A 23,283-nucleotide genomic window follows, 5' to 3' on the forward strand; every position below is an offset into this window, starting at 1 on the left:
GTCCGACGACCGGTGCGGTTCACGCGCACGCGAAACGGCGCGCCCGGCGCTCCAGAATTGGTGTCCACTATCTTCATGGTGGACACCATCTTTAGCGCTGATGCATTACCCTCTCAAGAGGGTGCTGGCCGGACGCTTACGAAGAACAGCGCTGGATCGACGGTTCACCAGCACAAAAAAATGGCCCGGTTCAAAACCGGGCCATTTAACCGCCTGAATCCTGCGACGAACGGTGCCTACACGCTTAGCTTAGAGAGCTATGAGTGTGGATCGTCGTTGTGCGAAGGGAGCGTTACGTGGGCGTTCACGCAGGAACAAACTCTTCAGTCAATAAGCCTATGATGGGGAGCGCTCATTGCGTTATGCGCAAGGTCTGGATAACTGCGGCGTCGATGTTCTTCGCTACATCGGAAAACGCGCCGAGTGTGCGGAGCACAAACTTCCAGGTCAGAGGAAACGGTTGACCGAGCGATAAATCGTTGCGGCCGGTCTTCGCCACAAATGGCCGATCAATCTTTCCATCTCTGTGCACGATCAGATGCCGCACCTCAATAGCCTCGAATACGATCGCAAAGCTTGCGGCTTTATGGTCGATGCTAATCCCAAACTGCTTGCGTAAGAACTCGACAACGCTGCCCAACCCACCCAACGAAAGTTCGCGAACTTTCATCTCTATCCGCCGCGCGACCGCTTCGTCGATGCTGCCGCACTCCTGTAGCTCCCTTATTGAAATCTGAGAATCGCTGAGTGCTCCAGGATGCGACCGCAAGCATCGCTCAACAATCTGCGACAGGTACGATTCGAAAGCGTCTGTTTGACGAGTGACGAACGTCTCAAGGCAGAATCGCTCGAGTATTCCACCCTCGTCGAATGAAACGCTTGTCCCGGCGATCTTCGTTGCGACCGCTTGAAGCTCGACTTGGATGTGTTCCGGAAGCTGGGGCCAAAGGTCCTTTGCTTGCTCGGCGAGCGCCGGTAGCTCCGGAAGCATCGCAGCAATTGTCGGCATGGCGTTCTGAAGCTCCTTTACAAACTTCAGCACCGTCATTCCTATGGTCTGTTGCGACAGAAAGACGTAACACTCGAGCGTGCCGGCAATCAGAGGGGCATCAGCCTTACTGCTCATAGGCGCAGCTTGAATCAGATGTCAGGTGAAGAACGGCGCATCCGACAGATCGTCCAACATCTCCGTCAGTGCGTTTGCCAAGTAGTCGCCGAGCGCCCCGGGGGGCGCCAAGCTTACAGGCGCCTGCTTGCGAATCACAACTTGACGACTTTGAAGATTCAAGGTGTTGCCGTCCAACCAGCCGCGTTTACTTAGGCTTCTATAGAACTCTCCGTGCGCATTAATGGCCGACGTTCTATCCTCCCAATGGCTTAACGCGACATACAACACGGGAAGCTCATGACCTGTTACGTCGAGGCCCAACTGCCCCGGGCTGGTCATGTCAAAGTGAAAGCCAAACACTAACAACAGTTTGGCTTTGGGTAGAGATGGCGAGAAATAATTTATATCGCCATCGTCTAATTCACTTGTCAGCCATTTGCCCTCGAGCTTCTTCCTGTCGTCAAAAAATTTGTGGATCTTGCTTCGCTCCCATGCCTGATCCAATATCTCCCAGTACGTCGCTCTCGCTTGAGCGTGGATAACGCCTGCCAACAGTTCTGCAATGGTGATTTGAAAAGTCATCTTCATCTCGCGCATGTATACGCTTAACTCTCTGAGTAACGGATTTGCCGTCTCGATACCCTGGAGAGACATTATGAAGGCATAAATCTCATACCAACGTAGCTGGCGAAACTGCACGCCGTGCCCGAGCGTGATCTCCTTCTTGCCCTCTGGATGCTTCGTTACGTAGACCAGCATCTTGGAGTCTGCCGCAACATGCTCTTCGAGCAGCTTGCTGTACCGATTCAGTTGCTCGTCGCCCTCGGTTGACTCAAGCTTGCTCTCTATGAAAATGCAGTGCCGCTTCTGTGCCAAGCAATGAGCAGTTATCACGATGTCCGGTCGCTCTGCGGCCAACACGCCCGGCAAGGCAAAGCGCTGTTGCGTAACAATTGCTGCATCGAGAACGTTCAGCCCTGTAATGAACTTGACGAATGCGCCAAGGAGGCTTCGATCGCGCTCCAGCACTGCGACAAACACTTCGGTAAAAAAGTCTTCCTCCGGATTACGGCCTAAGCTAGGCCGGTACCGTTGCAGCCGATTGAATATGCTCGGCAACAGCCCAGTTGAGACCATAAATGCCTAGAGCAGATTGCTAATCAGGGCGTCATCGCAGAAGTCACGGTGGGGTTTGCCTGCGTTTAGTTCGGGCTGCAGGTAGCGACGAAGGATCGTTTCCAATTTGCAGATGCGTGCTCTCTGAGCGGCGGCGTCAGCAGCAGGCACGATATCAAGGCCGATGAGGATCAAGTATTGATCGAATGCGTGGGCAAGAGCGTCTGCGTAGATACCGCGGAAACGCTCTTGCCCATTGAACTTCCTCGTGAAGTTGTTCATCCAAGACAACGGACGCGGATCGAAGTGCATCGGGATGCGCTCAGCAAAACTGCGGCTGGATGCCTTGCCGACGTATAACGGGGTTCCGCCTTGCGCCGCGTTACAAAACACGTACACACCAGACGGTTTGCTTGCTGTCGATGCAAAGTCTCGCAGCCTGACATCGCCGACGCGCGGTTTCTGCGTGTTCAAGATGGCCGTTTTTAACTCAGAGAGAGGACCATTCAGATAGCGGTCGAGCGGTAAAACTGGCAGCATCGTTGCTCCTGAGATACGCCACTACTTAGACGATGTATTGGCCCGCTGCCTTCAGCGCCCAACACTTGATATTAGCCGACGACAATGTTGCCCTCCGCTACGCGGAACGACTGCGACAGGCCCTGCGCGACGCGGATTAGTAATCTGTCTGCCTCAGGTCTCGATGCTCGTCGCCGCGGCCGGCAGTAGAGACGTGAGGAACTCAGCGAGGCCCTCTTTCGGGTCATCGCGGTCTGACACGATGGGCTGGATATTCCGACTTTCCAGCACGCGCTGCTGAACAGGGTTCGGCCGTGTTAGAAAAATGTACGATTTCGGCCGAGCTTCCTCGGAACCGACCGAAGTCCACTGGCGATTGAGCCGATACAGCATATACCGCATGTTTATGTCGGACAGGCTATAGCCGATATAGAGTACGCTGCGGCCTAACAAGTCGGCTCGGAGCTTGATATCGAGCGGCGACTCAAAGTCCATGCGAGAGAAGTAGCTAGACTCGCTTAGGACAATCGATGACTGATCTTCTACATCACCGTGGAACTTGACGATTTGTGTAGTATTCCCATGGCCTTTAGCAATGTCCCCGACATTTGCGATCTTGATATATGGTTTGCCTCGCGCGGCGTGGGCGCGCTCCAACCATTGGTCATAGTTGGTGGTGTAGATCACGGGAAAATCTAAATCTACAATCGCGTCGTGAATCCGTGACGACCGGATATCAATTGTTTTCGCGTGCCACGTCCGCTCCATCCATCGCTGGAGTGGGGCGATCGCGCCTTTTTCGAGCACATAATATTCGGCAAGGGCAAGATAATCGCCATGCGTAGCAAACAGTTCTGCATCGTAACCAAGATCCTCGGCGACATACGAGACTAGTTGCGCGAAGTCGGGCAAGCCGAGGCATCTTGAAACGCCGGCTCCCACGAACAGAAGCGTTCGACGAGAACGGACTGCTTCAATTAGCTCCGCATTCATTTAACAATGCTGCCGCAAGAAATTCGCGAATTGATCCAAGGCAATACGCCGCATCGAAATCTCGTTCTTTTTTGCCCCAAGTTCAGCAAATGTCTTATCAAAGCCATACGGCTGAAATACGCAGTCCCACTGAAAATCACGCGGCCCTCGCGGTTCTGGTGTGATGCGGCCAGCGATTTCGCCGACAAAACTAAAGAACCGCCGAGCATCGGTGTACCCAATCACCGTCCTCGCTACTACTGCGCAGTCCGACGATTGTCCGAAGAGGCAGGCGAAGCGATCCGCGCCAAGGCGATCCCAAAAGATCTGCGTCAATCCTCCTGGCAGCCCGTTTAGATACGCTAAATATAAGCCGGTGTGTTCTACGAACAAGGGCCTGCCCACCTTCGCAAACGCTTTGAGAGTCTTGTCCTTCACAAGGCGTGTCGTGTCCTCCGTTTGAAGTTCTTCAACTGTTATGTTTAGCGCCACGACATCCACGCCGCTGCTAACGAGAATACTGGCGGCTTCGTTCCGTTTGAATTCGTTCTTAGAAACGAACCGGAGTTTCGTATGGATCACTCGCTGTCACTCTTCCGATGGGTGCGCGGCCAGGGCGGCTTCGTGTGTATTACTCTCTAAGGCCGCCGGTCCGACGTACGACGGCCTTACGACCTCGGCAGCCGCTCGCGGATCATTAGTAGCCGCTTTGTTCGCCGCGCCGAAAGGCACGTGGACCATTGGTATATTCCCCGCCGCGGAATGCAAGTGAGTGCGTTGATCATCGAAGAAGATGTGCGGCTTTAGCACACTCAGTATCCGGGACTTCTCCATGCCTCCAAGAAAGAAAGTCTCGTCTGCCGAGACGCCCCACTCTTTGAGTGTCGTTACCACCCGCTCATGACAAGGGGCGTTGCGAGCTGTAACGATCGCGATCCGCAGAATCTTCGGCTTACCTGTAGAACGTAACTCTCGCTCCTCTAAGCGCTGCATGAACGAGAGCTTTTTGAAAAGCTCGGCGAGCGGGCCAGGATTGTGCGCTAGTGTCATCTTCGCAACTTCGTGCGCCTGAAACTCGTCCAGATCGTTGTTCTTCTTGAATACAGCCTCGGCCTCGTCATCGGCGATTACGCCGTCGAAGTCAAAGGCGACGCGTAGCTCGGTGTCAAGGTCATCATCGTAGACCTGCGACGGAAGGACGAGTCCAGCAGGGTAATTGGCCTCAATTGCTCTTTGGACATCCTCCTCATTAGCTGTGAGGAATAGCGATGCATTGAAAGCTGGGAGATATTGATACGGCGACCGGCCGGTGAGAAACGCGGCACGAGTAATAGTTAACCCATAATGTCGAATTGACCTAAACACCCGCAGGCCAGTTTCGGGCGAGTTTCTCGAAAGCAGTACAACCTCAACCGGCGCTTGCGCCGGCATCGCTTCGTTAATGCTCAAAAACCGGCGAATGAACGGAAATGCGACGCCTTTGGGAAAGGGGACGTCGATATTCTTTTCCTGATGCTTGCGGTATTCATCCGGTCCCTTCGTCAAGAATATCTGATGAGACTCGGACAAGTCGAACAGCGCGCTGGACGCAATGCCGATTACGAGCTTGCGTTCTATCGGGAAGGCCATTCGTTGTTGACTTCCTCCGCTGAGTGAGTGTGCTACTTATAGAGCGTCCCACATCATGCGCATAATGTCTGCGTTCTCTGCTAGCACCTTCTCGGTCTTTGATCGGCGTCGGCCGATCTGATGCACCATGCCTGAAAACAAGTCAATAAATTCAATTTGGGATGGCTGGACATTTATGCCACTCGCTTCCAACGTCAAATGGGCTATCTCGAGCGTCAGCCGCGCGACTTCTTCATTCAACTTCTCATTACGGAGATTGATGTAAATCGTGCGCTCCTCACCGTCTTCCAATGCGCGCAACTCGGGGGAAAGGCGCAGCGTCACCCCTCCTAGACAGGAGTGAATGCGGGGGTTGCTAACCGGTATCAGGTGACGTTTCGCGGCTGCGCTGAGTTCGAAGCGGTCTAAAACGCGGTTATTGTTGAGCCGACGGGAGGGCAACATCAGCCCCTCGATGCGGCTCTTAGCGGCAAGAAGCCGACTCGGCTGGTTGCCCGACCTGTAGAAGTCGAGGATTCCGGTGACCGCGGGCTTGTAGTAGGGAGTGCGAAACTTCTGTGGCTCTCGCTTTGGATACTTGTGCTCTAGCAAGATCCGCCGCTGCTCATGCGCGGGCATTCGGAGCAACTCCGCCGTTGCTTTAACAGTGAGGCTTGGCAGCGTTGTCGGCGTCACGGCTACCTCACTTTTCGCGGCGGACGCCTTTAAACGGCTTGGGGTCGGCTTTCTGATCCATAAACCGGCCACTGTCGCCATCTCGCTTTACCCAGCGGTCGTTTTGAGGGTTGTGCACTTGAGAACGGTTCTTAACCGCCCCGACTCGATGCCCGTCGCCTGCAGGAGGATTCTTTGCCATGCAAAACTCCTTGTACGGTACAGTGTTAGGTGGTACCTTCCCTTGGAGCCGCCGTCACGGCGCAGAAGGTTGCCGTCGCGCCCTCCGGTTTCCGGATCATATTTTACAGGCGTTTTTGTAAACTTCAAGGATCTGGATGGTAGGTGAGCGTATTAAGCTGGCTCGTCGCAAGGCGGGCCTCTCGTTACAAGGTCTGTCCGACCGCCTAGGAGGCTCGCCCACGCCTCAGGCAATCGGCAAGTACGAGCGCGGCGAGACGGTGCCGAGTAGCGTCATGCTGCAGCAGCTTGCCGCCGCATTAAACGTCTCCGTCAGCTACCTCATGGATGCGCAAGGGGTAGAGCTTTCTGCAGTCGAATTCAGAAAGCACGCTAGCACCACGGCGCGAGAACGTGCACATGTTCATACGGTCGTGCTCGATTGGATAGAACGCTATCTGGAGATCGAGTTGGCGCTGGAACTGCCAAGCGCCGACTGGCAGAGGCCACTAGCGGCGCCGAGGCAGTTGAAGACTATAGATGGTGCTGAAGCTCTCGCTGAGGATGTGCGCGCCACGTGGAACCTCGGCCTAGATCCAATTCCCAGCATGACCGAGCTCCTAGAGGAAAAGGGGCTCAAAGTGCTCATCCAACCCTTCCCTTTGCGCGTGTCAGGTTTTACATGCATCGTCAAACGACCTCGTAACCAACCAGACGTGCCCGTCATTGTCGTCAACAGCGCAGTCTCGCTGGAGCGCCGGCGCCTAACGCTCGCACACGAACTGGCTCACCGGCTCATTGAGCCCGACTGCCTGTCAGAGAAGGATGAGGAAAAGGCGGCGACGATTTTCGCATCGGCTTTTCTCATGCCACGCACCCACTTGAAGGGCGAAGTGGGTGCTCGCCGCAATGCACTGGGATATAGCGAGCTCATCGAACTAAAGAGGCGCTATCGCGTAAGTGGCGCCGCGCTGCTCATGCGGTTGCGCCATATTGGCACCATATCTGACGCGACACTGATATACGCATTCCAGAGTATTGCAAGGACGTGGCGAACGCAGGAGCCACATGAGCTTGAGCCCCAAGAACAACGAGGCGAGTATGAGAAACCGACTCGGTTCGATCGGCTTTGCTACAGAGCCCTGGCAGAAGGGTTGATCTCTCTCACAAAGGCATCGGAGTTGCTGCGACAATCCGTCAGCACAGTGGAACTGGGCCTGCGTGGACCCTCCGCTAAACCGTCTGGGGCCGGCTAGTCCACGACATGTCAACTGTAGGCTTCGCTTTAATGAGGCCTGCCTAGCTTAGCCGATGAGTCAACCACCAGCATACGAACTACCGTCGGATGAAGAGCATGCAAGACGGCTACAGATTGGTTGCCTACGCCGTCATGCCGGCTACCGTAAGTGCTGCGAAGCAGAAAAAACGGGCGAGGCACCGGTCGGGCCGTATGCCAAGACCCTGCACAGCTTTGGCGACGTTTGCAGTCAGACGGACGACGAAGCAATGCAGGCGCTTCGGCGGATGTTTTGGCAGCCGCGGATGCACGGCGCGTTCGAAGTGCATACGCTCGAGGAGTGGCGCGACCACGCCGGTTCACCAGACTCGTATGTTGTCGTATTAAACCGGTATGCTCCACTCAAACTCGTGCTTGAAGACGTCGAGAAGATTTTCAAGCAACGGGGCGAGTTGACACGCGGTAGGCCGAAAGCCGATTACACCGGCCAAACCTATCCGTTTTTCGCCCGACCTAATTGCGATGTAATTAAGACGCGACTCGACGTCTTTGATCTCAGCTGGCGCCGCCTGGCCGACCCTCTCTGGAAGATTTGCGAAGTTGCGCAGCTTAGTCCCGCGCTCGATGCCGGGCATGAAGCTGATCGCATGAAAATGGAGGAGGAGGCCGGCAGGTACTTGCGTGAAGCAGAGGCGATGATCGAAAACGCAGCGAGAGGAGTGTTTCCTAAATATACGCTTGCCCCAGGCCTTGAGTCGCACGTTTATTTCGCCGAACACCCCGATCCCCCCACGCGCCACGCGCTTAGACAGGTTCTGAACGCTCGTTTAGCCGGTTAATGACGTCGCGTGCTTTTAACGACACGTCACGCCGCTCGAGGTGCGCGTATCGCTGTGTCGTCGCTGGGGAGCTGTGACCAAGTATCGCGGCGACTTCATAGATGCTCAGGCCATTGCGAATCAGCTTCGAGGCGCATGAGTGCCGAAGTGTATGGATGGTGGCGCCCGGCGCAGCCGCCCTCAGCGCCTTCATAATGGCCTTGGCGGCATAGCCGCGAGGGCCGCCGCTCTTGCTTTCGAAAACCCATCGTGAAGCCGGTGCATGGGCACGACGGCGCGTAAGGATGGCCGCGACACGGTCGGTCATAAAGATAAGCGTCTCCGTGTGCGTCTTCTGACGCCAAACTTGTATCGAGCGATTCTCAAGGTCGATTCTGACCCACTCAATTTTCGCCATCTCAGAGTACCGACAACCCGTGTCTAGTAAGCATACGGTTAAGTCATAAGCGTCCTGCATTGCTCGCCTTAGCGCAATCGGCCGACGATCATATGGGGCGAGGCGAGGCCGTTCACGTCTGGGGTCCAAGCACTCCAACAGCTTCGCTTCCTCTGCTGCCGAAAGGTAACGCTCCTTATAACGCGGGATTTTGATGACCGGAAAAGCAATATCGGGCACGTGATAGCCCATTGCTTTCGCGTATACCACCGCACATCGAATCAATCCTATGCCGTGCTTAATCGTCTGAGGAGACAAGCCGGCGGCCTCCCGGTCGTGGCGGAATCGTTCCAAGTCTTGACGGCTGAGGTCATCGAGACGCTTACCGCCAGTGATCGATGCCAAGACAGCCTTTTTGTTCGCCACCAGCGCGGGGTGGTGAGGCGTTCTCTCCTTTGATCGGCAAAACAGGTCTAACGCGCCCTCCATGGTGATTCGCTCACGCTCACCGAGCTGCTGCTGACGGTATATCTGAGCACGCCATTCAGCCTCCAACTGTTCTGCAAGCCGCTTGTTCGTAGTGCGGGCGCTGCGGATATAGAGCTTGTGGCGCCATTGGAATTGGATGTACCAGCTGCGTGATCCGGCGCGACGTACGACCGCCATTTCCATGTCCTCCACGAATTGATGGGGGACCGTCCACCCTCTTCCCTTCTTAGGCAAGGCTTCGTGCGGTCGTGACTCACGACGGTAAGACCGCAGGGTAATGGGGCCCTTTTGGTTGTGGGGTGTGTCCGGCGAGGCAGTTCGGTAAAAACGCGCTGCGCCTGCAGGCGCACTTCAACCACTCGACAGGACTATCACATATGGCACAAAGCAAACATTCGCAGCACGCAGTTACGGCTACAGCTCTGAACGGCGGTAATGGCGCGTTACCGCCCATCGAAGACATTTCCCAAGTACTTCCTGCTCTACGTAGGGAGGCCGACCATTACATCGAGCAAGTGTACCAACCGGGTCACAAGCAGCTAATTCGCATACTGCAACGCTGCTACCAGGTCTACGAATGGGCGCACCCGACGGATGCGGCAGAGGCAGCAGGTAGGCAAGAACAACTGGACGACATGATTGATCCGGTGCTGGCTGAGCGCGGCATCAAACCGCAGAATTCCAGCACGCTTATGACGAAGATCGTGTACTACATCTTCGACGTGCAGCGCGGGCTGGCGAGCGCATATTCGATCATCCTACGCAAAGTGCACATGGCTAATGTGTCCGTCGATAGCTTTGCGTCATACATCGATGGTGCGGGCGGTTTAGAGGCGATTCGCCTGGGTCGTGACGGGCCGAACGCCAGTGCTACCCCCGACCGAAAGATGCTGGAAAGGTCTTTGCTGAAACGTAAACCCTTGGCAGCAGGCGAGCGCGGCGTCGTTGAAAATCCTCCCGAGCGTGCGCAGCTGCGTGCGGCGCTCGTCGCTTGCACAAGCGACGGCGTCGCCGAAATCAAGTGGGTTTCCAGTCGAAGCTCCGGAGTCAGCGGCCTGCTGAAGATGGCTGGGGCTGAGCAGACGGCGCCCTCCGCGAATGTGACGCCGCTTTCCAGTGCCGGCGGGACGAAAGCCGCTGCGTAACGGCCGTGCTCCTCGATTCCTAAAGCTCACGCTGGAATGCCAGCCCGAGGCTCAATGTCGGCTCCCTTGTGGCCGCGCAAGAGTGCTCCGCTGGAATTCCAGCGTATTCCTAAGAAACACACCACACGACAAACGCAATGCAGATCGCTATTAGTACAGCAGTGATTGATAAGGCGAACGCCAATGAGTTTGCGGAGCTGAATCGATCATTCCGCAACGTTGATATCTCTGTCGCCGAGCTAGCGAATCATGTGGCTCAAGGACATCCATTCTGTGCACAGCACGCAAATGGGTGGCGCAATACAGCCAATTTTCTCAGCGCGGGTTTTTTGGCTGTCGATATTGATCATGGCCTCCGCTTGAATGACTGCCTAAACGATCCATTCGTTAAAAGTAACGTCGCATTCATATACACAACCGCCAATCACACCGAGCAGTTCAACCGCTTCCGCATCGTATGTGAGCTTGAGCGACCCATTACTGGCGCCGCCGAGATGAAGGCCGCGCAGACCGGGCTTATTGCTCGTTTTGGTGGAGACGCTAGCTGCAAAGACGCATGTCATCTGTTCTACGGATCTCATAAAGGCAAGTTCCACCGGTTCTATCGAACGCTATCGGCGGCGACGCTGACCGACCTGATAGCAGCGGGCAAGGAGCGGCGAACCTCGGCGCGCGGTAGCCGGGCCGGGGGCGGCGCAAGCCCTGTGCGATCGCGGCGGCTTATACCGATCACCACGGTTCTGCAGACGAGCGACGGTCTTAGCCACCCGCTGGATCAGGCGCCGTCGGGCCTCGCGGTCCATTGCCCGGTCCACTCGGACCAACGGGCGAGCGCCGTCGTAGTCAAGTCCCGATCAGGCACACCCGGAGTGTGGTGTAGCGCCTGCAACCTTACGTATTTCGCAGTGGAGGCGCCGCCAACGTACCCTTTTGACTATGGATTGCGCTGTTACCTGACGGCATCAGCCGAGCAATGGGAGCTCTATGGTGATGACCAGGACAATGTTGATTACTACGAAATGTGGGGAGGAAGTGTCATACCCTTAGCCGCGTCATTTCTCACGCAGCGTCACTTTTGCCAGTCACCCGTTGTGGAAGGACTGCTGGGCGACAGGCCATACCTGCAATGGGAACAGGTCGACGGGGAGTGGCGCCCGACGGCGACGCTGACCGCGGTGCGCAGCCCTAAGGGGTCTGGTAAAACAGAACTGCTAGCCGCCTATGTCAAATTTCTTAAGAAGAACAGGCAGTCCGTGCTGCTCATAGGCCATCGGCAATCGCTGATAAGTGCCACAGCGGAACGACTTGGACTTACCTGTTACTTTGATTACGTGCGGGATGGGGCACCCGCACGGCACGATCCTCAGCGTGCGCTTGAGGACGAAGTATTGCGGTTTTCAGCGCCCGCGGACGCGCATGCCGCTTCATGTGAGTCGTTGCGCGGGGGCTGTGATGAGACGCCATCCGCCCGAATCGTATACCGCGAACCCTCAAGTCGGTTTGCGATCTGTGTTGACAGTCTGTCAAAGCGGCTAGACCCAAAGCACCACCGTTACGATGTGGTCATCGTCGATGAGAGCGAGCAAGTATTCGCGCATTTGTTGGCTGACACGCTAAAAGGGCGACGGCGCGAGACACTGGTATACCTGCGGCATTACCTCAGGAGTGCGAAGGGCGTTTGTTTTCTAGACGCGGATCTGAGTCGCGTCACGTTGGACGTTGCTGCGGCCCTAATGGGCAGCCCGTCGAGCGAACTCGTAATCAACCAAGAGAGCCGAGTCGGCCGGGTGATGGACATCTACCGGAGCAAAAATCACCTGATCCGCGTTCTTGAAGAAGCGATCGGCGCAGGCCGACGTTGTTACGTCGCCGCGAATTCCAAGCGCTTGTGTCGAAGCCTTTGCGCGGCGCTTTCCAAGCGATTCAGGCACTCACGACGCATCGTCGAAATAGATTCGGAAAACTCACAAAATCCCGCCGTTCAGGATTTCATACGTGATATCCGATCACAAATTTTGAACGTGGACTGCCTTATCGCGTCGCCCTCGCTCGGCACAGGGATCGACATCTCGTTTCCGGACGGGGCTTGCCGAATCGACCACGTCTTTGGGTTCTTCGAGGGATGCATCAATACGCATTTTGACATCGACCAGCAGCTGTCACGGGTGCGGAATCCAGGAAGCGTCGCCGTATGGGTATCGCCCACGGAATATCGATTCGAAACTGAGCCGGCCGCTATTCAGCGCGAACTCAGCCACACGGAAGGAGACCACCGCCAACTCATTGGGATTAACGATAAGGGAGAGCGCGAGTACGCGAAAGACGAGATTGAGCGCGTCTATGAAATGATTTATTCCGAAATCACCGCTATGGAGAGGGGCTCGAAGAACCGCCTGCGCACGAATTTCGTCGAGCTGCGCAAGCACAACGGCTGGGATATTCGTTTTATCGATGCAAACGACGTGTCGGCGAAGCGAGGCGGAGAAGTGGTGCGAGAGGGAAAGGCGGTCATGGTCGAAGAATTCGCGCAGGCCGTGCTTGCCGCCGCGGTACTAGAGCGCGACAGCTATGAGGCGCTCAAGGTTAAGGCAACAACTCCTACTCCGGCTGATTCGGCGTCGATGCGACGTTACGAGCTCGAGAGTTTCTACAAAACGACTGTTACACGCGATCTGATAATCCGAGACGATGATGGGACTTACCGTCGATCTATTCGGGCGTTCGAGATGCTGCTTGCCGATGACGCAGCGTTAGCAAAGCACGACAAGGCTCAAGAAGGCTCGCTGCCAGGCGATCGCGACTACTTCCAACTGAAGGCGTCGGTGCTGCAGTGCGCTCTGCGCACGACTGGGCTCTTCTCGGATCGGCAATTCGACGTCGATGCCGTCGTGACGATGGATTCGTTGCGGCCGTTCGCCCAGTATTGTTTAAAGCACAAGGCGCAGATCGCCCGGTTGTTTAACGTTACGATCCGAAATGATGAGGCGTTAGAACACAAGCCGACGCAGGTCCTCGGAAAACTGCTGGCGTATGTGGGACTGAGATTCGCGAAGCCGCGAATTCGCAAATTGAACGGGCGGAAGATTTATGAATACCGCCTCGATGCGGAGGCGCTAGAGCGGGCAAACCAAATTCGCGTGCGCCGTGCGAGCGCTCCTCCGGACGCGACAGCGGCCGATGATTTCTTAGTCGCTTTGCAGGCCGTCCGCGCTCGCGCGGCCGCTGCGAAGGCTTAGCGCGGCTGCGCAACGAGTGTAACGGGCAGCGAGGCGGAGCAGTCCGCCCCGCCCAGCCTTACCGCTTGACGGTCTTCCGTTTGCAGTTATACCAATAGGTCAGCGCACCCTTCGGCGTAAGGGTCGCACCTTCCACGAATGCCGCGACGATCAATTCCTTGTCTTCGGCTTGCAGGGCGTCGTAAATCAGCCGGGCTGCGTCGGCCTTCGACTTACCCTCCTTGATTGCCGCCAACCCTGCCTTGATCGCACCTTTGATGTGCGGCCGGGTCAGGTCGGGAGGCGCCTTAGTCGCTGCGGCCGCCGGTGTCGGCTCAGTGATCGCCGTCGATTGCCCACCTGCGCCAGTATGGCCGTCCGAGTTCACTTGCTCCTGCTCCGACTGAAGCTCAGTTGTGGCTGCATCCATCTTCTTGCTCTCCTTGGTTTTCGGCTTTTTGACCATTGCGATACATCTCCCATAGTTCTTTAATCAGACGCCTAGATTCTGATTGGGCGATGGTCTCGAAGCCGGCGACGTCATCAAGCAGGTTCAGAATCGATTCTGAAAATGCCGCGCTCGTCAGGTGGTATCCGCACTCATCTCGAACAATGCGGACAAGCGTCCTTCGCTGTTCGGCGGTGAGGGAATGCAAAGGACTGTGCTTCGCGACCATGCGCGCACGGTCCCTTCAAACCTGTCTCGGCACAACAGGGACTCGCCAGCGCTCTTAGAAAAGCGCTTGTCGACGACGCTATAGCTGCATTGATAATCGGCGCCGCTATGCTGCCGATTGCCAAATTCCCGTTGGGAAGAGTAGTTGCGACGCCTGCCTCTTTGGAGGTGGCGCAGCAACACGGAGTGAACCTGCTGACGCTAGTTGCACGACACGCCGCGGGTGATTGGGGGCACGTCAGCCCCGACGACTGGAAGGAAAACGATCTTTCGTTGGAACGTGGATTCCGAATTCTATCGGCATACCCGATCGACCCTCAGAAAGACTGCAGAGGCTTCGGTTCAAACACGATATGGATCATTACTGAGGCGGATCGCTCTGTGACAACGATCCTGCTGCCTGACGAGTACTGAGACTACAGCTTTGCCTTGCGGAGCAGCTGCCACATCGGAGTGTCGAGTGCAGCGGCGAGCCGCATCAGGGTGAGGATCGCAACATTGTTATCACCCCGTTCTACGCGGCCGACATAGCTTCGATCCACTTCAGCTCGCAAAGCCAGTTGTTCCTGCGAAATGTCACGGCTCAAGCGTGTAGAGCGAATTGCCTTACCTAGAGCGAGTAGGGCAGGATCGCGATGGCGAATCGTAAGCTTGGGCACCCATGAATGATTGATGTATGCTGCATTTAAGGCCACGGACCATGGTCCTCGTATTTGCAACGACGTCGGTGGCAGCAATCCAAGGCTGTCGCAACAAAGGCACCATCGCCTTCGGAACCGGCATATGCCGACCGTCGCGAAAAAGGGAGCGGAAAAACAATGAATCGAGTCGGGTTCCTCTGTGCGGTGGTGTGTGGTGCAGTGTTGAGCGGCTGCGGAAAGGGGGGATCGGAAACAAAGCAGGCGGAGGCGCGTTGCATCGAGCAAGCGAAGGCGCAGGGTTACCGCAGCGGCCAGTGCGCGTATACGTTTATCGATACATGTATCCAGACGCAAAGCCGCAGTGCCATGGAGTCCGTCTTACGAGCCGACGCTGCATTAGGCACCGGCTCCGCCCTGACCTGCCCCAATATGCCTTCGACCTACGCGGCCGCTTTCGATCGGTTTTGATCGGATCGGCTACTTCCAAGGAAAGAAAGACATGACCGGGTTCTATGTCGCTCTGTGGGCTGTCGTTATTCCAGGCTGGTTAGCGTGCATCTGGTTTACTGGCAGGCTCGCCTTTTCTGATGCGCCCGAAGTGCAGACAGCGGGGGGTAAAGCTGTCGGCCAATTATTGCTGTTCTTGTTTGCTTCGTTCATACCTTGGATCGCCGCAATCCTCGGCTGGTGGTACATCGTGGCTGGCCCGACTCGCCAGCGTTCCGAACGGAGAATCGGCCTGCATCTGACCAACGCGTCAGCGGCCGATATGGCTCAGTGGATTGACAATCAAATTACCGTGCGGCACTTATGGTCGGACGAGTGGCTCAAGCGCCGCTGGATCGATCTTAATACGGAGGGCAAAGGCGAACTGCTAAATGGGTGTGCGGACGCATACCGTGACAGCGTTAGGCGACATGTCACCGCGTACGCGCACTCGTCTCGAACCGTTTACGCCGACTTCGTCGCGGCATTGCGCGACGTGCTCAAGGGCGACCACAGCGTGCCGACGGTCGACGCACGGCGGTACTGCCACAAGTGTGGTGTTGAACAGAAGATACAGGATGCGCGCTTTTGCTCGGCGTGCGGAGTCGGGCTTATCCCGGCGTAACGCGAAAGCAGTGCCAGTCGGCGCCTACCCCTTGCGACTGGCGCTATCCACGCCGTCAGCTCACGGCCTTCAATATTCAAACTGGGAGATGTGGCAATGGATAATTACATTAGAGATCGGAACGGGGCTGTGCTCGGTCATGTTCAGCAGCAAGGGCCCTTTCTATACATGTACGACCGAGGCGGCAAAGTACTTGGGCGCTATGATCCAAACACTAACGCGACGTACGATGCAGGCGGGATGCTCGTCGGCTACGGTAACGTTCTCGGCTCTCTCCTTCGCAGTTGAGCTTGCGCGCATAACCTTTGGCGCTCTGTGGGACAGCAACGCATGGTAGATCGAAAATTCAAGCTTGGTGCCGTCATAGTTACCTCGAGCGCGCGCACATTTCACGAGCGGACGGGCGCCGATCTCGGTGCATTGCTGAAGCGACATGCCGCCGGCGACTGGGGCGATATGCCTCCTGCAGAGAAGGCCAAGAACGACTTGGCACTTCTAGAACAACAGCCTCTTCTTTCCGCGTATAAGCTGGGCACTGACGGAAGTGAGGTGATTCACATTGCAACGGAATTCGAACCTCACTACACAATGGTGCACGGGCCGGAGTAGGACGGCGCACCGACTATATTTTTAGCAATGACTGAGCACCACACAGATCGCAACGCAGACGTTCTCGACTATCATCAGCTGACGGCGGAGTTATTTGCAGCCGCCGATCGGCGCTCGATCGAGGAAGTCTGCCGATTGCTGGCGATACACATCGGCTGCCTGGAGCAACGATTCGGGCGCACTGCGGTGGAAGAAAGTTTGATCGTGCTGCAGACGGACCGGCAGAGTCTCGCTCACATACAAGCCCTTGAACTCGGCCTAAAGACGCTTGTTGCGTTCCTCTCTTTAAGTATTGATCCAACGGACGACTGCAGCAGCCTGCACTGATTCTGCACGTAGCGGACAGCGTCGTGTCAGCGCTTAGCCGACTTATGGAGATCCGACCGTCTTGGGCCGAGGCGCCAGAAGCACGTGGCTGACTGCGGTTCAGTTGCTGTGCTAACGCCGCAGCGATCCGGAATCGGACGCCAGCGTTGTGGCACCGGCCTCAGAGACCTATCGTATTCCTAGGGCGGCAACCCTATTCTGGAACTTTGCGGCCTGCCGACGTCGACCGCTCGACTCCCACAGCGTAAACGCTATCGACGGTGAGTGGCATCGCGTTTCTGCTGGTGTTTGCCTGACTGCCCAAGCCGTGCGACTATATTTTGGAATTGCCGCGTGGCTCTCTCTTCGTCGCGTCGCGCGCGAATGGCGAGGGGGGAACGGAAAAAAGCAGCTAAGGATTACATCGTTAGATCCCATGTTTTCCCTTGAGCCGTGTATAGCCTCCTCGACTACATCGAGCACGCTTCTGGCGTAATCTCGCCAGTGTTTCAGATATTTCGTGCGGCACAGTTCCTCTATTCGCTAACGCGCCCGGCCGTCAGCACCGTTGTAACAGAAGTGATCGTTAGCGATACCAGTGAAGAGGACGGTATCCGGCGCCAGCACGCGCACACACTTCAAATAACTGCTAACGAAGTCTATGGCAGGACTCTCGAGCGTCTCGATTACCTTCGGGCCGATCGTGACTTCTTGGCCAGTCAGATCAGCATCGCTAGACAGGTTGAAATGAATAACACCTATTCACTCGTCACGCGCGAACGCGCGGCGATCACGATCCTGGAGCTACATACTGTCATCGGAAAATCTGTCTTGCGCTCAATCGAGGAAATGCAGGCGACACCGATCTTGCGTATAGATCATCTTCCGGTGCGGAGGCTTTCATCTTGATCGATCCATTCAGCGCCGTAATTGCATCTCTCGCGGCGGCATGGTTGCTCCGCAATTCCATACGTGCCAGCGACAGCGAAGCACAACGGGAGGCGCGAGTTGCCGCAGACGAAATCGAGAAAGTCGAACGCCAACTACAGCGGGACGTGGCGAGCATGACGCGCAAGCAGGCTCTGAGCACGATTCGCGCGGCAAAGTTTCAATACGTTTCGAAAGCTCAGCAGTTTTATGCCTTAAAGACCGAATACCGGGAGCGTCTAGATGTTATGTGGACCGACATTCGCCGAATAAACGCGATGAAGGCGCAGCTTTACGATGATCGGGCGCACGGGGACATACCAGTCTTAAAGGCGAAGACCAACGAATTACACGCGGTAGTCAAAGAAATCAGCGCGGCGCTAAAAGATTATGACAATCACGTTCGCCACTACAATGGAATCGTAGCGAGAATTAAGCAACTGGAGGCGGAGTACAACTAGGTCAAGTCGCAACGACAAGAGTTAAGAACCTAAGGGCGTTACCGATGGGCTCCCTGCCACTACAGCTCGGCACCGTTGTACTTCAGCCAACCACGCTCTGCAATATGAATTGCTCGTATTGCTACCTGCCAGATAGGCGCATTAAAGCGTTTATGTCGGATGATGTGGTCGCTCGCGTGGCCGAAGTTGTGGGACGACAGAGGAAACGGACATACGTCTTGTGGCATGGGGGAGAGCCGCTTGCTACCGGCGTGGCGCGTTTTGAGCGACACCTAGAAAGGTTTAGGCGTTCGGTATCTCAAGGGATATGCCAGCACAGCCTTCAAACAAACGCGACCTTAATAAACGACTACTGGTGTCGATTATTTAAATCGCACGGATTCAAAGTTGGCGTCAGCGTAGATGGGGATCAAGCATTAAACGCGGCGCGTGCATTTTGGAACGGACGACCAGCATACAGTGCGGCGGCGAGAGGCATCGCATGTTTGCGTAAGTTCGACATCCCTTTTGGTGTCATAGCGGTGGTGAATAGCGCGAATGTAGCTTCACCGCTCGATTTCTATGAAGGGCTGTTGTCCCTCAATCCGGTTTCCATCAGCATCAATGTTGAGGAGGCCGAAGGGGCCAACGTCGGGCACAGTCATGTACGAGATGGCGATACGAGAGCATTCTGGATGGGCCTATACCAGGCTTGGCGCGCAAATCCGCAGGTGCCAATCCGCCAATTTTCTGATGTGGTCTCGATTATGAGACTGGTTTCTCGCGGCGGGATGCCGAAGTTGGAGAAGGAGCGCAACCTATATCCAACGATTGATGTGAATGGGAACGTATTTCTGCTGTCCCCAGAATTCGCTGCGGCTCCGGCGCACGTGCGACATACCTTTATGGTTGGCAACATTCTCCAAGACGACCTTGAGGAGATAATCCAAAAGAGCCGTACCCATCGGTACGTGGCTGAATTTTTCGTTGGAGTAGAACGGTGTCGTGAGACATGCGAGTACTTCCTATTTTGTGGCGGAGGACAAGCTAGCAACAAGTTTTATGAGACGGGAAACCTCATGGCGACCGAAACACGCTATTGTCGCAATGCTAAGATTTACCCGGCCGAAACCGTTTTAAATGCGCTCGAAGGAGGTATTACTTCATGAGCAAGACAGAGCAAATGTTACGACGTATCAAGGCATTGGATGGTCAAATTGATACGGCGGCAGCCCTGCTGCAACTCGACGCTTCGGAGCGGAGTAAAGGGTGTGATCGCCCTACACTCGGCCGTTTCGACAATAGCAACGATCCCGGGCCTCCATGGCCTGGAGAGTGGGACGACAAGAGCAAGTAGAACGACGTTTTGGTGCGAGAGTAAACGCGTTAAATCGGCTTAACTGTTTTCGGCAATGACCACCAACACTCATAGCTCTCTAAGCTAAGCGTGTAGGCACCGTTCGTCGCAGGATTCAGGCGGTTAAATGGCCCGGTTTTGAACCGGGCCATTTTTTTGTGCTGGTGAACCGTCGATCCAGCGCTGTTCTTCTAAATACAGAAGAAGAGGAACAGACCAATGGCCGACAATTGGACGCAAATCAAAGACCTGTTAGACGAGATCTACGGGGTCATCCCTAACGAGCTATCGGCCCTGAGCTGCACGTCATACAGGCACGATCGGGGAACGGGCGAAACGACCGTTAAGCTGGAATACCGAATGATCGAGCCTGCCGCGAACGCCGAGCCGGCCGATGCGCGACGAGGCGAGATGGCGCTGCTGCGGCACGTCATCGCCGACGCGCAGGCGATCCGTGCAATGCAGAACATCGAGAGCGAACAGCGGAAAGGCGAACGTCGTGCATCTCGATCGTGACATCCGTGAGCTCCTCGATCAGAACACGGGGCTTCCGATCGAACATTCATCGCTCAGGGTGACAGAGCAGAGCGTCGATGATCGAGCTGGAGAACACGTCGTAAAGCTGGAATACCGCTTCCGCTTGCACGATCGAGAGATCTCGGAGCGGTTCGTGTCAGAGATTCCGAGGATCGTCGATCATGAAGCGTATCGAGCCAGTCTCATGGACCTCGTCTACGCTGCCATAGACTGATCGTCACCCTGTCGGCGTCGTGAAAAACGACGACCGCAACGGCGTCGTGCGACCCGACAGAACGCATCAACCGTAACCAGTGGCAAATTTGCCATGCCACGTTCCCTTGAACCTGGTCCCCCAACTGCTGGGGCTAACGACTCGTATGTTTGTTTCTAATATTAAAAAATGAATCCGTTAGCCCCGCTCCTGGCCGGAGGGGTAAGGGGATAACGGTTATGAACATGGATTCCGGCGTCGGTTTTTAACCGTTATCCCCACGGTACGACGTCCAACCGTGAAGAGGATAACGGTCCCGATGGTTGTTTATATTATTAAAAAATGAATCCGTTATCCCCCACTCGGCGGTGCTCCGGCGGCATCGGATCGACGACCATTCCCGTACGTGAAGCGGTGAAGGTCACCTAATTGGGCGACTTACGACCAAAACGGTCGTTTACAACGATGGTGGGGGACGGAGAGACCGGGAAATCGCGGGCGTAGTACACATAGGCAAGAATCTTGGGAAGCTAATGTTCTACCATTGAACTACACCCGCGGCGGTTGCGATTATACAGCCGCGACCGTCGCTGACTCCGAATACAAAGCCAAAATGGATCCCCGCCTTCGCGGGGATGACGATCCGCGGGGTTGACGGGTCGCTGTCGCAACCCGTCATTTACGCGCAAGCCTATACCGTATTCCCACCCACCCCGCCCGCGGCGCGCCGGGACCGACGAACTGTTCGTTGGTCCAGAGCGCCGCGTCCGCGATGAAGCGTCCCTGCGCATCGAACGCGCTGCGGCCGAGCTGGCCGGCGCTGGCGTAGTCGCGGTCGAACAGGTTCGTCACTTTGGCGAAGATCTGCCAGTGCGAGCCGAGGTCGTAGCTCGCGCTCAGGTCGATGAGCGCGTAGCCGCCGATCTTCCCCGCGCCGCTGAAGGCGCCGCCGGGCTCGTGCGCATTGTTCTCGTTGCCGCGCACGTACTGGCCGGAGTACGCGGTGAGCGTCGTCCCCACCGTCCAGCGCGCGGCGGGATGCGCGAGCACGTTCACCTTGAAGTTGTGCATCGGCACGCCGGGTATGCGATTGCCGGACTTCACTTCGATCTGCTGCGCCGCGCACGCCGGCGACGTGCCCGCGGTGCTGTTGCTCGCCGAAACCACGCACGTATTCGATTCGAACGTCGCGCGCACCAGGCTGTAGCTCGCCTGCCATTCGAACGGCGCGATGCGTCCGGAAAGTGCCAGCTCCGCGCCCTGCCTCAGCGTGCGCCCGAAGTTCTGGAAGAAGCCGCGCGCCGCGCTTGCCGTGGTGCCGACGAAGAGGATGTCGTCGGCGCTTTGCGTGCGGAAGAGTCCGGCGTTCCAGCGCATCGCGTGCGGCAGCATGCCCCGCGCGCCGACTTCGAAGGTGCGCGCGACCACCTGCTTCAGGAACGGATCGGATTGCAGCGCGTTGGGCAGCGTGCACGGATTCGCCGGGTCGGCGCAGCCGAGCTCGATCGGCGACGGCGCGCGGCTGCTCTGGCTCGCGCCGGCGTAGAAAGTCAGCGCGCCCGAGGGCTGCCACGTCGCGCCGATCGCCGGATTGAGCCTGCGATAGATGAAATCGCCGTCGAGATTGGGCGTCACGCCCGGGCTCAGCTCGTCGGTCGTCCGCACGTGCGTGACGTTGTAGCGGCCCGAGACCGTGAGGTGGAGATCGGAGCGCAGCGCATGCGTATGCGTGAGATACACGCTCGCCGTGCGCGTCGTGCCGCGTAGCTGCGCATCGGTCTGCGGGCCCTCGGTGGGAACGACGCCGCGGCCGTCGTCGAGATTGCCTTCGGCCTCGGTCTGCTGGAAGCGGCTCGTCGCGCGGTCGTAGGACACGCCCGCGGCGCTCTGGCTGGCCGCGGCGAGCCGGCTCCACTGCAGCGTCACGCCCCGCGAGCGCTGCTGCGTGCGCGTGCGGCGCTCCACCGCGTTCGGATCGCCGGGGTCGTCGAAATCGTCGTTGATGTCTCCGTTGACCGTGCGCGTGCGGTTGGTGCGCTGGTACAGGATCGACGAGACACGCTGGTCGTCGGCGAGCCACCACGCCGCGTTGAGCGTGGCCAGGGTCATCTCGTTCTTCGTGATGTCCGGATGCGTGTAGATCTGCTCGCGGCGCATGACGAGCATCGGCTCGGGAAGCAGCCCGTTGCCGATCATGCTCGTGTTGCCGTACGTGAACGCGAAGTCCCATTCGAGCTTGCCCAGGCGCTGGCCGAGCTTCGCAAAGACGTTGCGCACGCGCGAAGGCGATTCGTCGCGCCAGCCGTTGTCCTCGAAACCGGAGAGCGCGACGAATGCGGCGGTGTCGCCCGACCGGCCGCCGTGGGCGAGCTCCACGCGGCGCCGTCCGAAAGAGCCGCCCGATACCAGCGCTTCGGTGCCCGGACTGGTGAAGCCGCTTCGCGTCTGCAGCACCAGCGCGCCGCCGAGGGTGTTCAGGCCGAACAGCGGGTTCGATCCCGGCGCGAGCGAAAGGCTTTCGATCGCGAGCAGCGGGATGAGGTCCCAGTTGACGATGTCGCCGAACGGCTCGTTGAGCCGCACGCCGTCCTGGTAGACCGACAGGCCCTGCGGCGTGCCGAGGAGCGGGCTCGCGGCAAAACCGCGATAGCTCACGTCGACCTGATACGGATTGCCCTGGATCTCGTTGACGTGGACGCTCGGCACGTGCGTCGCGAGCGCCTCGGGCAGCGACAGCGCGTGGGAACGGCGCAGCGTCGAGCCGTCGAGCAGCTGCACGTTGGCCGGGATGTGCTCGCGCGGCACGTCGGTGCCCGGCACCGGTGTCGCGCCGATGACCTCGACGTTGGGAAGCTGCACCGGTTCGTCCGCGTACGCGGACCCCGCGGCGGCCGCACAGCACGCCGCCGCGAGTGCGATGTTCCTGAGGTCAACGTGCGGCAACTCCCCCCTCCGTCGTTGCGGCTCGTCGGCGGCAACTCTAATATCGCGCTCAGCCGGTCGAGCA

The 23,283-nt window shown here is 57.1% G+C and carries 22 protein-coding genes; 11 read left to right on the forward strand and 11 right to left on the reverse strand.

Annotated features, from left to right (window positions below; genetic code table 11):
* Nucleotides 1–352: 352 nt before the first annotated feature.
* From VHP37_28015 to VHP37_28045, 7 genes are all read right to left on the reverse strand, one after another.
* Nucleotides 353–1,126 (reverse strand): hypothetical protein, encoded by a 774-nt coding sequence (locus VHP37_28015; protein HEX2830218.1) that lies wholly within the window; start codon nucleotides 1,124–1,126, stop codon nucleotides 353–355.
* Nucleotides 1,127–1,147: 21 nt separating this feature from the next.
* A complete protein-coding gene (locus VHP37_28020; GenBank protein ID HEX2830219.1) occupies nucleotides 1,148–2,149 on the reverse strand; it encodes a PD-(D/E)XK nuclease family protein in 1,002 nt (333 codons plus the stop codon).
* Nucleotides 2,150–2,251: 102 nt separating this feature from the next.
* Nucleotides 2,252–2,764 carry a hypothetical protein gene (locus VHP37_28025; GenBank protein HEX2830220.1) on the reverse strand — a complete coding sequence of 171 codons (513 nt, stop codon included), beginning with the start codon at nucleotides 2,762–2,764 and terminating at the stop codon, nucleotides 2,252–2,254.
* Between the two features lie 153 nt (nucleotides 2,765–2,917).
* Nucleotides 2,918–3,736, reverse strand: coding sequence for an SIR2 family protein (locus VHP37_28030; GenBank protein HEX2830221.1), 819 nt, complete (start codon nucleotides 3,734–3,736; stop codon nucleotides 2,918–2,920).
* Nucleotides 3,737–4,297, reverse strand: a complete 561-nt coding sequence (locus VHP37_28035; GenBank protein ID HEX2830222.1) for a non-canonical purine NTP pyrophosphatase — start codon at nucleotides 4,295–4,297, stop codon at nucleotides 3,737–3,739.
* A gap of 6 nt (nucleotides 4,298–4,303) precedes the next feature.
* Nucleotides 4,304–5,344: a 5'-nucleotidase gene (locus tag VHP37_28040; GenBank protein HEX2830223.1), complete on the reverse strand. Its 1,041-nt coding sequence runs from the start codon at nucleotides 5,342–5,344 to the stop codon at nucleotides 4,304–4,306.
* Between the two features lie 36 nt (nucleotides 5,345–5,380).
* The gene (locus VHP37_28045; GenBank protein HEX2830224.1) at nucleotides 5,381–6,100 is read right to left on the reverse strand and encodes a hypothetical protein; all 720 of its coding nucleotides are present in this window, start codon (nucleotides 6,098–6,100) and stop codon (nucleotides 5,381–5,383) included.
* Between the two features lie 236 nt (nucleotides 6,101–6,336).
* On the opposite strand from VHP37_28045, the gene VHP37_28050 reads away from it, so the two are divergent.
* Both VHP37_28050 and VHP37_28055 read left to right on the forward strand, forming a co-directional pair.
* The gene (locus VHP37_28050) at nucleotides 6,337–7,434 is read left to right on the forward strand and encodes an XRE family transcriptional regulator (GenBank protein ID HEX2830225.1); all 1,098 of its coding nucleotides are present in this window, start codon (nucleotides 6,337–6,339) and stop codon (nucleotides 7,432–7,434) included.
* A 55-nt stretch (nucleotides 7,435–7,489) separates the two neighbouring features.
* Nucleotides 7,490–8,254, forward strand: coding sequence for a hypothetical protein (locus VHP37_28055; protein HEX2830226.1), 765 nt, complete (start codon nucleotides 7,490–7,492; stop codon nucleotides 8,252–8,254).
* Here the strand turns inward: VHP37_28055 and VHP37_28060 are convergent.
* Nucleotides 8,220–9,296 carry a site-specific integrase gene (locus VHP37_28060; protein ID HEX2830227.1) on the reverse strand — a complete coding sequence of 359 codons (1,077 nt, stop codon included), beginning with the start codon at nucleotides 9,294–9,296 and terminating at the stop codon, nucleotides 8,220–8,222. The two genes, VHP37_28055 and VHP37_28060, sit on opposite strands and share 35 nt — an antisense overlap.
* Before the next feature lie 200 nt (nucleotides 9,297–9,496).
* Here VHP37_28060 and VHP37_28065 point away from each other — a divergent pair, with 200 nt between their 5' ends.
* Both VHP37_28065 and VHP37_28070 read left to right on the forward strand, forming a co-directional pair.
* Nucleotides 9,497–10,264 carry a hypothetical protein gene (locus VHP37_28065; GenBank protein ID HEX2830228.1) on the forward strand — a complete coding sequence of 256 codons (768 nt, stop codon included), beginning with the start codon at nucleotides 9,497–9,499 and terminating at the stop codon, nucleotides 10,262–10,264.
* Nucleotides 10,265–10,401: 137 nt separating this feature from the next.
* On the forward strand, nucleotides 10,402–13,500 hold the full coding sequence (locus tag VHP37_28070; protein HEX2830229.1) for a plasmid replication protein, CyRepA1 family: 3,099 nt from the start codon (nucleotides 10,402–10,404) through the stop codon (nucleotides 13,498–13,500).
* A 58-nt stretch (nucleotides 13,501–13,558) separates the two neighbouring features.
* On the opposite strand, the gene VHP37_28075 is transcribed toward VHP37_28070, so the two are convergent.
* A complete protein-coding gene (locus VHP37_28075) occupies nucleotides 13,559–13,945 on the reverse strand; it encodes a hypothetical protein (protein HEX2830230.1) in 387 nt (128 codons plus the stop codon).
* A gap of 626 nt (nucleotides 13,946–14,571) precedes the next feature.
* On the reverse strand, nucleotides 14,572–14,850 hold the full coding sequence (locus VHP37_28080) for a helix-turn-helix transcriptional regulator (GenBank protein HEX2830231.1): 279 nt from the start codon (nucleotides 14,848–14,850) through the stop codon (nucleotides 14,572–14,574).
* 445 nt (nucleotides 14,851–15,295) lie between these two features.
* On the opposite strand from VHP37_28080, the gene VHP37_28085 reads away from it, so the two are divergent.
* From VHP37_28085 to VHP37_28115, 7 genes are all read left to right on the forward strand, one after another.
* Complete coding sequence (locus tag VHP37_28085; protein HEX2830232.1) at nucleotides 15,296–15,907, forward strand: zinc ribbon domain-containing protein; 612 nt, start codon at nucleotides 15,296–15,298, stop codon at nucleotides 15,905–15,907.
* Nucleotides 15,908–16,543: 636 nt separating this feature from the next.
* Nucleotides 16,544–16,843 carry a hypothetical protein gene (locus VHP37_28090; protein ID HEX2830233.1) on the forward strand — a complete coding sequence of 100 codons (300 nt, stop codon included), beginning with the start codon at nucleotides 16,544–16,546 and terminating at the stop codon, nucleotides 16,841–16,843.
* A gap of 432 nt (nucleotides 16,844–17,275) precedes the next feature.
* A complete protein-coding gene (locus VHP37_28095) occupies nucleotides 17,276–17,731 on the forward strand; it encodes a hypothetical protein (protein HEX2830234.1) in 456 nt (151 codons plus the stop codon).
* Nucleotides 17,728–18,210: a hypothetical protein gene (locus tag VHP37_28100; GenBank protein HEX2830235.1), complete on the forward strand. Its 483-nt coding sequence runs from the start codon at nucleotides 17,728–17,730 to the stop codon at nucleotides 18,208–18,210. The genes VHP37_28095 and VHP37_28100 overlap by 4 nt, the downstream gene beginning before the upstream one ends.
* 44 nt (nucleotides 18,211–18,254) lie before the next feature.
* The gene (locus VHP37_28105) at nucleotides 18,255–19,358 is read left to right on the forward strand and encodes a radical SAM protein (protein ID HEX2830236.1); all 1,104 of its coding nucleotides are present in this window, start codon (nucleotides 18,255–18,257) and stop codon (nucleotides 19,356–19,358) included.
* The gene (locus tag VHP37_28110; protein ID HEX2830237.1) at nucleotides 19,355–19,546 is read left to right on the forward strand and encodes a hypothetical protein; all 192 of its coding nucleotides are present in this window, start codon (nucleotides 19,355–19,357) and stop codon (nucleotides 19,544–19,546) included. Before VHP37_28105 ends, VHP37_28110 begins: the two co-directional genes overlap by 4 nt.
* 219 nt (nucleotides 19,547–19,765) lie before the next feature.
* The gene (locus tag VHP37_28115; protein HEX2830238.1) at nucleotides 19,766–20,062 is read left to right on the forward strand and encodes a hypothetical protein; all 297 of its coding nucleotides are present in this window, start codon (nucleotides 19,766–19,768) and stop codon (nucleotides 20,060–20,062) included.
* Between the two features lie 889 nt (nucleotides 20,063–20,951).
* Here the strand turns inward: VHP37_28115 and VHP37_28120 are convergent.
* The gene (locus VHP37_28120; GenBank protein ID HEX2830239.1) at nucleotides 20,952–23,219 is read right to left on the reverse strand and encodes a TonB-dependent receptor; all 2,268 of its coding nucleotides are present in this window, start codon (nucleotides 23,217–23,219) and stop codon (nucleotides 20,952–20,954) included.
* Nucleotides 23,220–23,283: the final 64 nt, after the last annotated feature.

Source organism: Burkholderiales bacterium, from assembly GCA_036262035.1.
Lineage (GTDB): Bacteria > Pseudomonadota > Gammaproteobacteria > Burkholderiales > SG8-41 > JAQGMV01.

Excerpts from the sequence above, each read along its gene's own strand:
- VHP37_28075 (HEX2830230.1), bottom strand. The coding sequence starts at position 13,945 with ATGGTCAAAAAGCCGAAAACCAAGGAGAGCAAGAAGATGGATGCAGCC.
- VHP37_28030 (HEX2830221.1), bottom strand. The coding sequence starts at position 3,736 with ATGAATGCGGAGCTAATTGAAGCAGTCCGTTCTCGTCGAACGCTTCTG.
- VHP37_28105 (HEX2830236.1), top strand. The coding sequence starts at position 18,255 with ATGGGCTCCCTGCCACTACAGCTCGGCACCGTTGTACTTCAGCCAACC.
- VHP37_28070 (HEX2830229.1), top strand. The coding sequence starts at position 10,402 with ATGCAGATCGCTATTAGTACAGCAGTGATTGATAAGGCGAACGCCAAT.
- VHP37_28015 (HEX2830218.1), bottom strand. The coding sequence starts at position 1,126 with ATGAGCAGTAAGGCTGATGCCCCTCTGATTGCCGGCACGCTCGAGTGT.
- VHP37_28115 (HEX2830238.1), top strand. The coding sequence starts at position 19,766 with ATGGCCGACAATTGGACGCAAATCAAAGACCTGTTAGACGAGATCTAC.
- VHP37_28065 (HEX2830228.1), top strand. The coding sequence starts at position 9,497 with ATGGCACAAAGCAAACATTCGCAGCACGCAGTTACGGCTACAGCTCTG.
- VHP37_28055 (HEX2830226.1), top strand. The coding sequence starts at position 7,490 with ATGAGTCAACCACCAGCATACGAACTACCGTCGGATGAAGAGCATGCA.
- VHP37_28040 (HEX2830223.1), bottom strand. The coding sequence starts at position 5,344 with ATGGCCTTCCCGATAGAACGCAAGCTCGTAATCGGCATTGCGTCCAGC.
- VHP37_28090 (HEX2830233.1), top strand. The coding sequence starts at position 16,544 with ATGACTGAGCACCACACAGATCGCAACGCAGACGTTCTCGACTATCAT.
- VHP37_28060 (HEX2830227.1), bottom strand. The coding sequence starts at position 9,296 with ATGGCGGTCGTACGTCGCGCCGGATCACGCAGCTGGTACATCCAATTC.
- VHP37_28045 (HEX2830224.1), bottom strand. The coding sequence starts at position 6,100 with ATGGCGACAGTGGCCGGTTTATGGATCAGAAAGCCGACCCCAAGCCGT.
- VHP37_28025 (HEX2830220.1), bottom strand. The coding sequence starts at position 2,764 with ATGCTGCCAGTTTTACCGCTCGACCGCTATCTGAATGGTCCTCTCTCT.
- VHP37_28085 (HEX2830232.1), top strand. The coding sequence starts at position 15,296 with ATGACCGGGTTCTATGTCGCTCTGTGGGCTGTCGTTATTCCAGGCTGG.
- VHP37_28050 (HEX2830225.1), top strand. The coding sequence starts at position 6,337 with ATGGTAGGTGAGCGTATTAAGCTGGCTCGTCGCAAGGCGGGCCTCTCG.
- VHP37_28110 (HEX2830237.1), top strand. The coding sequence starts at position 19,355 with ATGAGCAAGACAGAGCAAATGTTACGACGTATCAAGGCATTGGATGGT.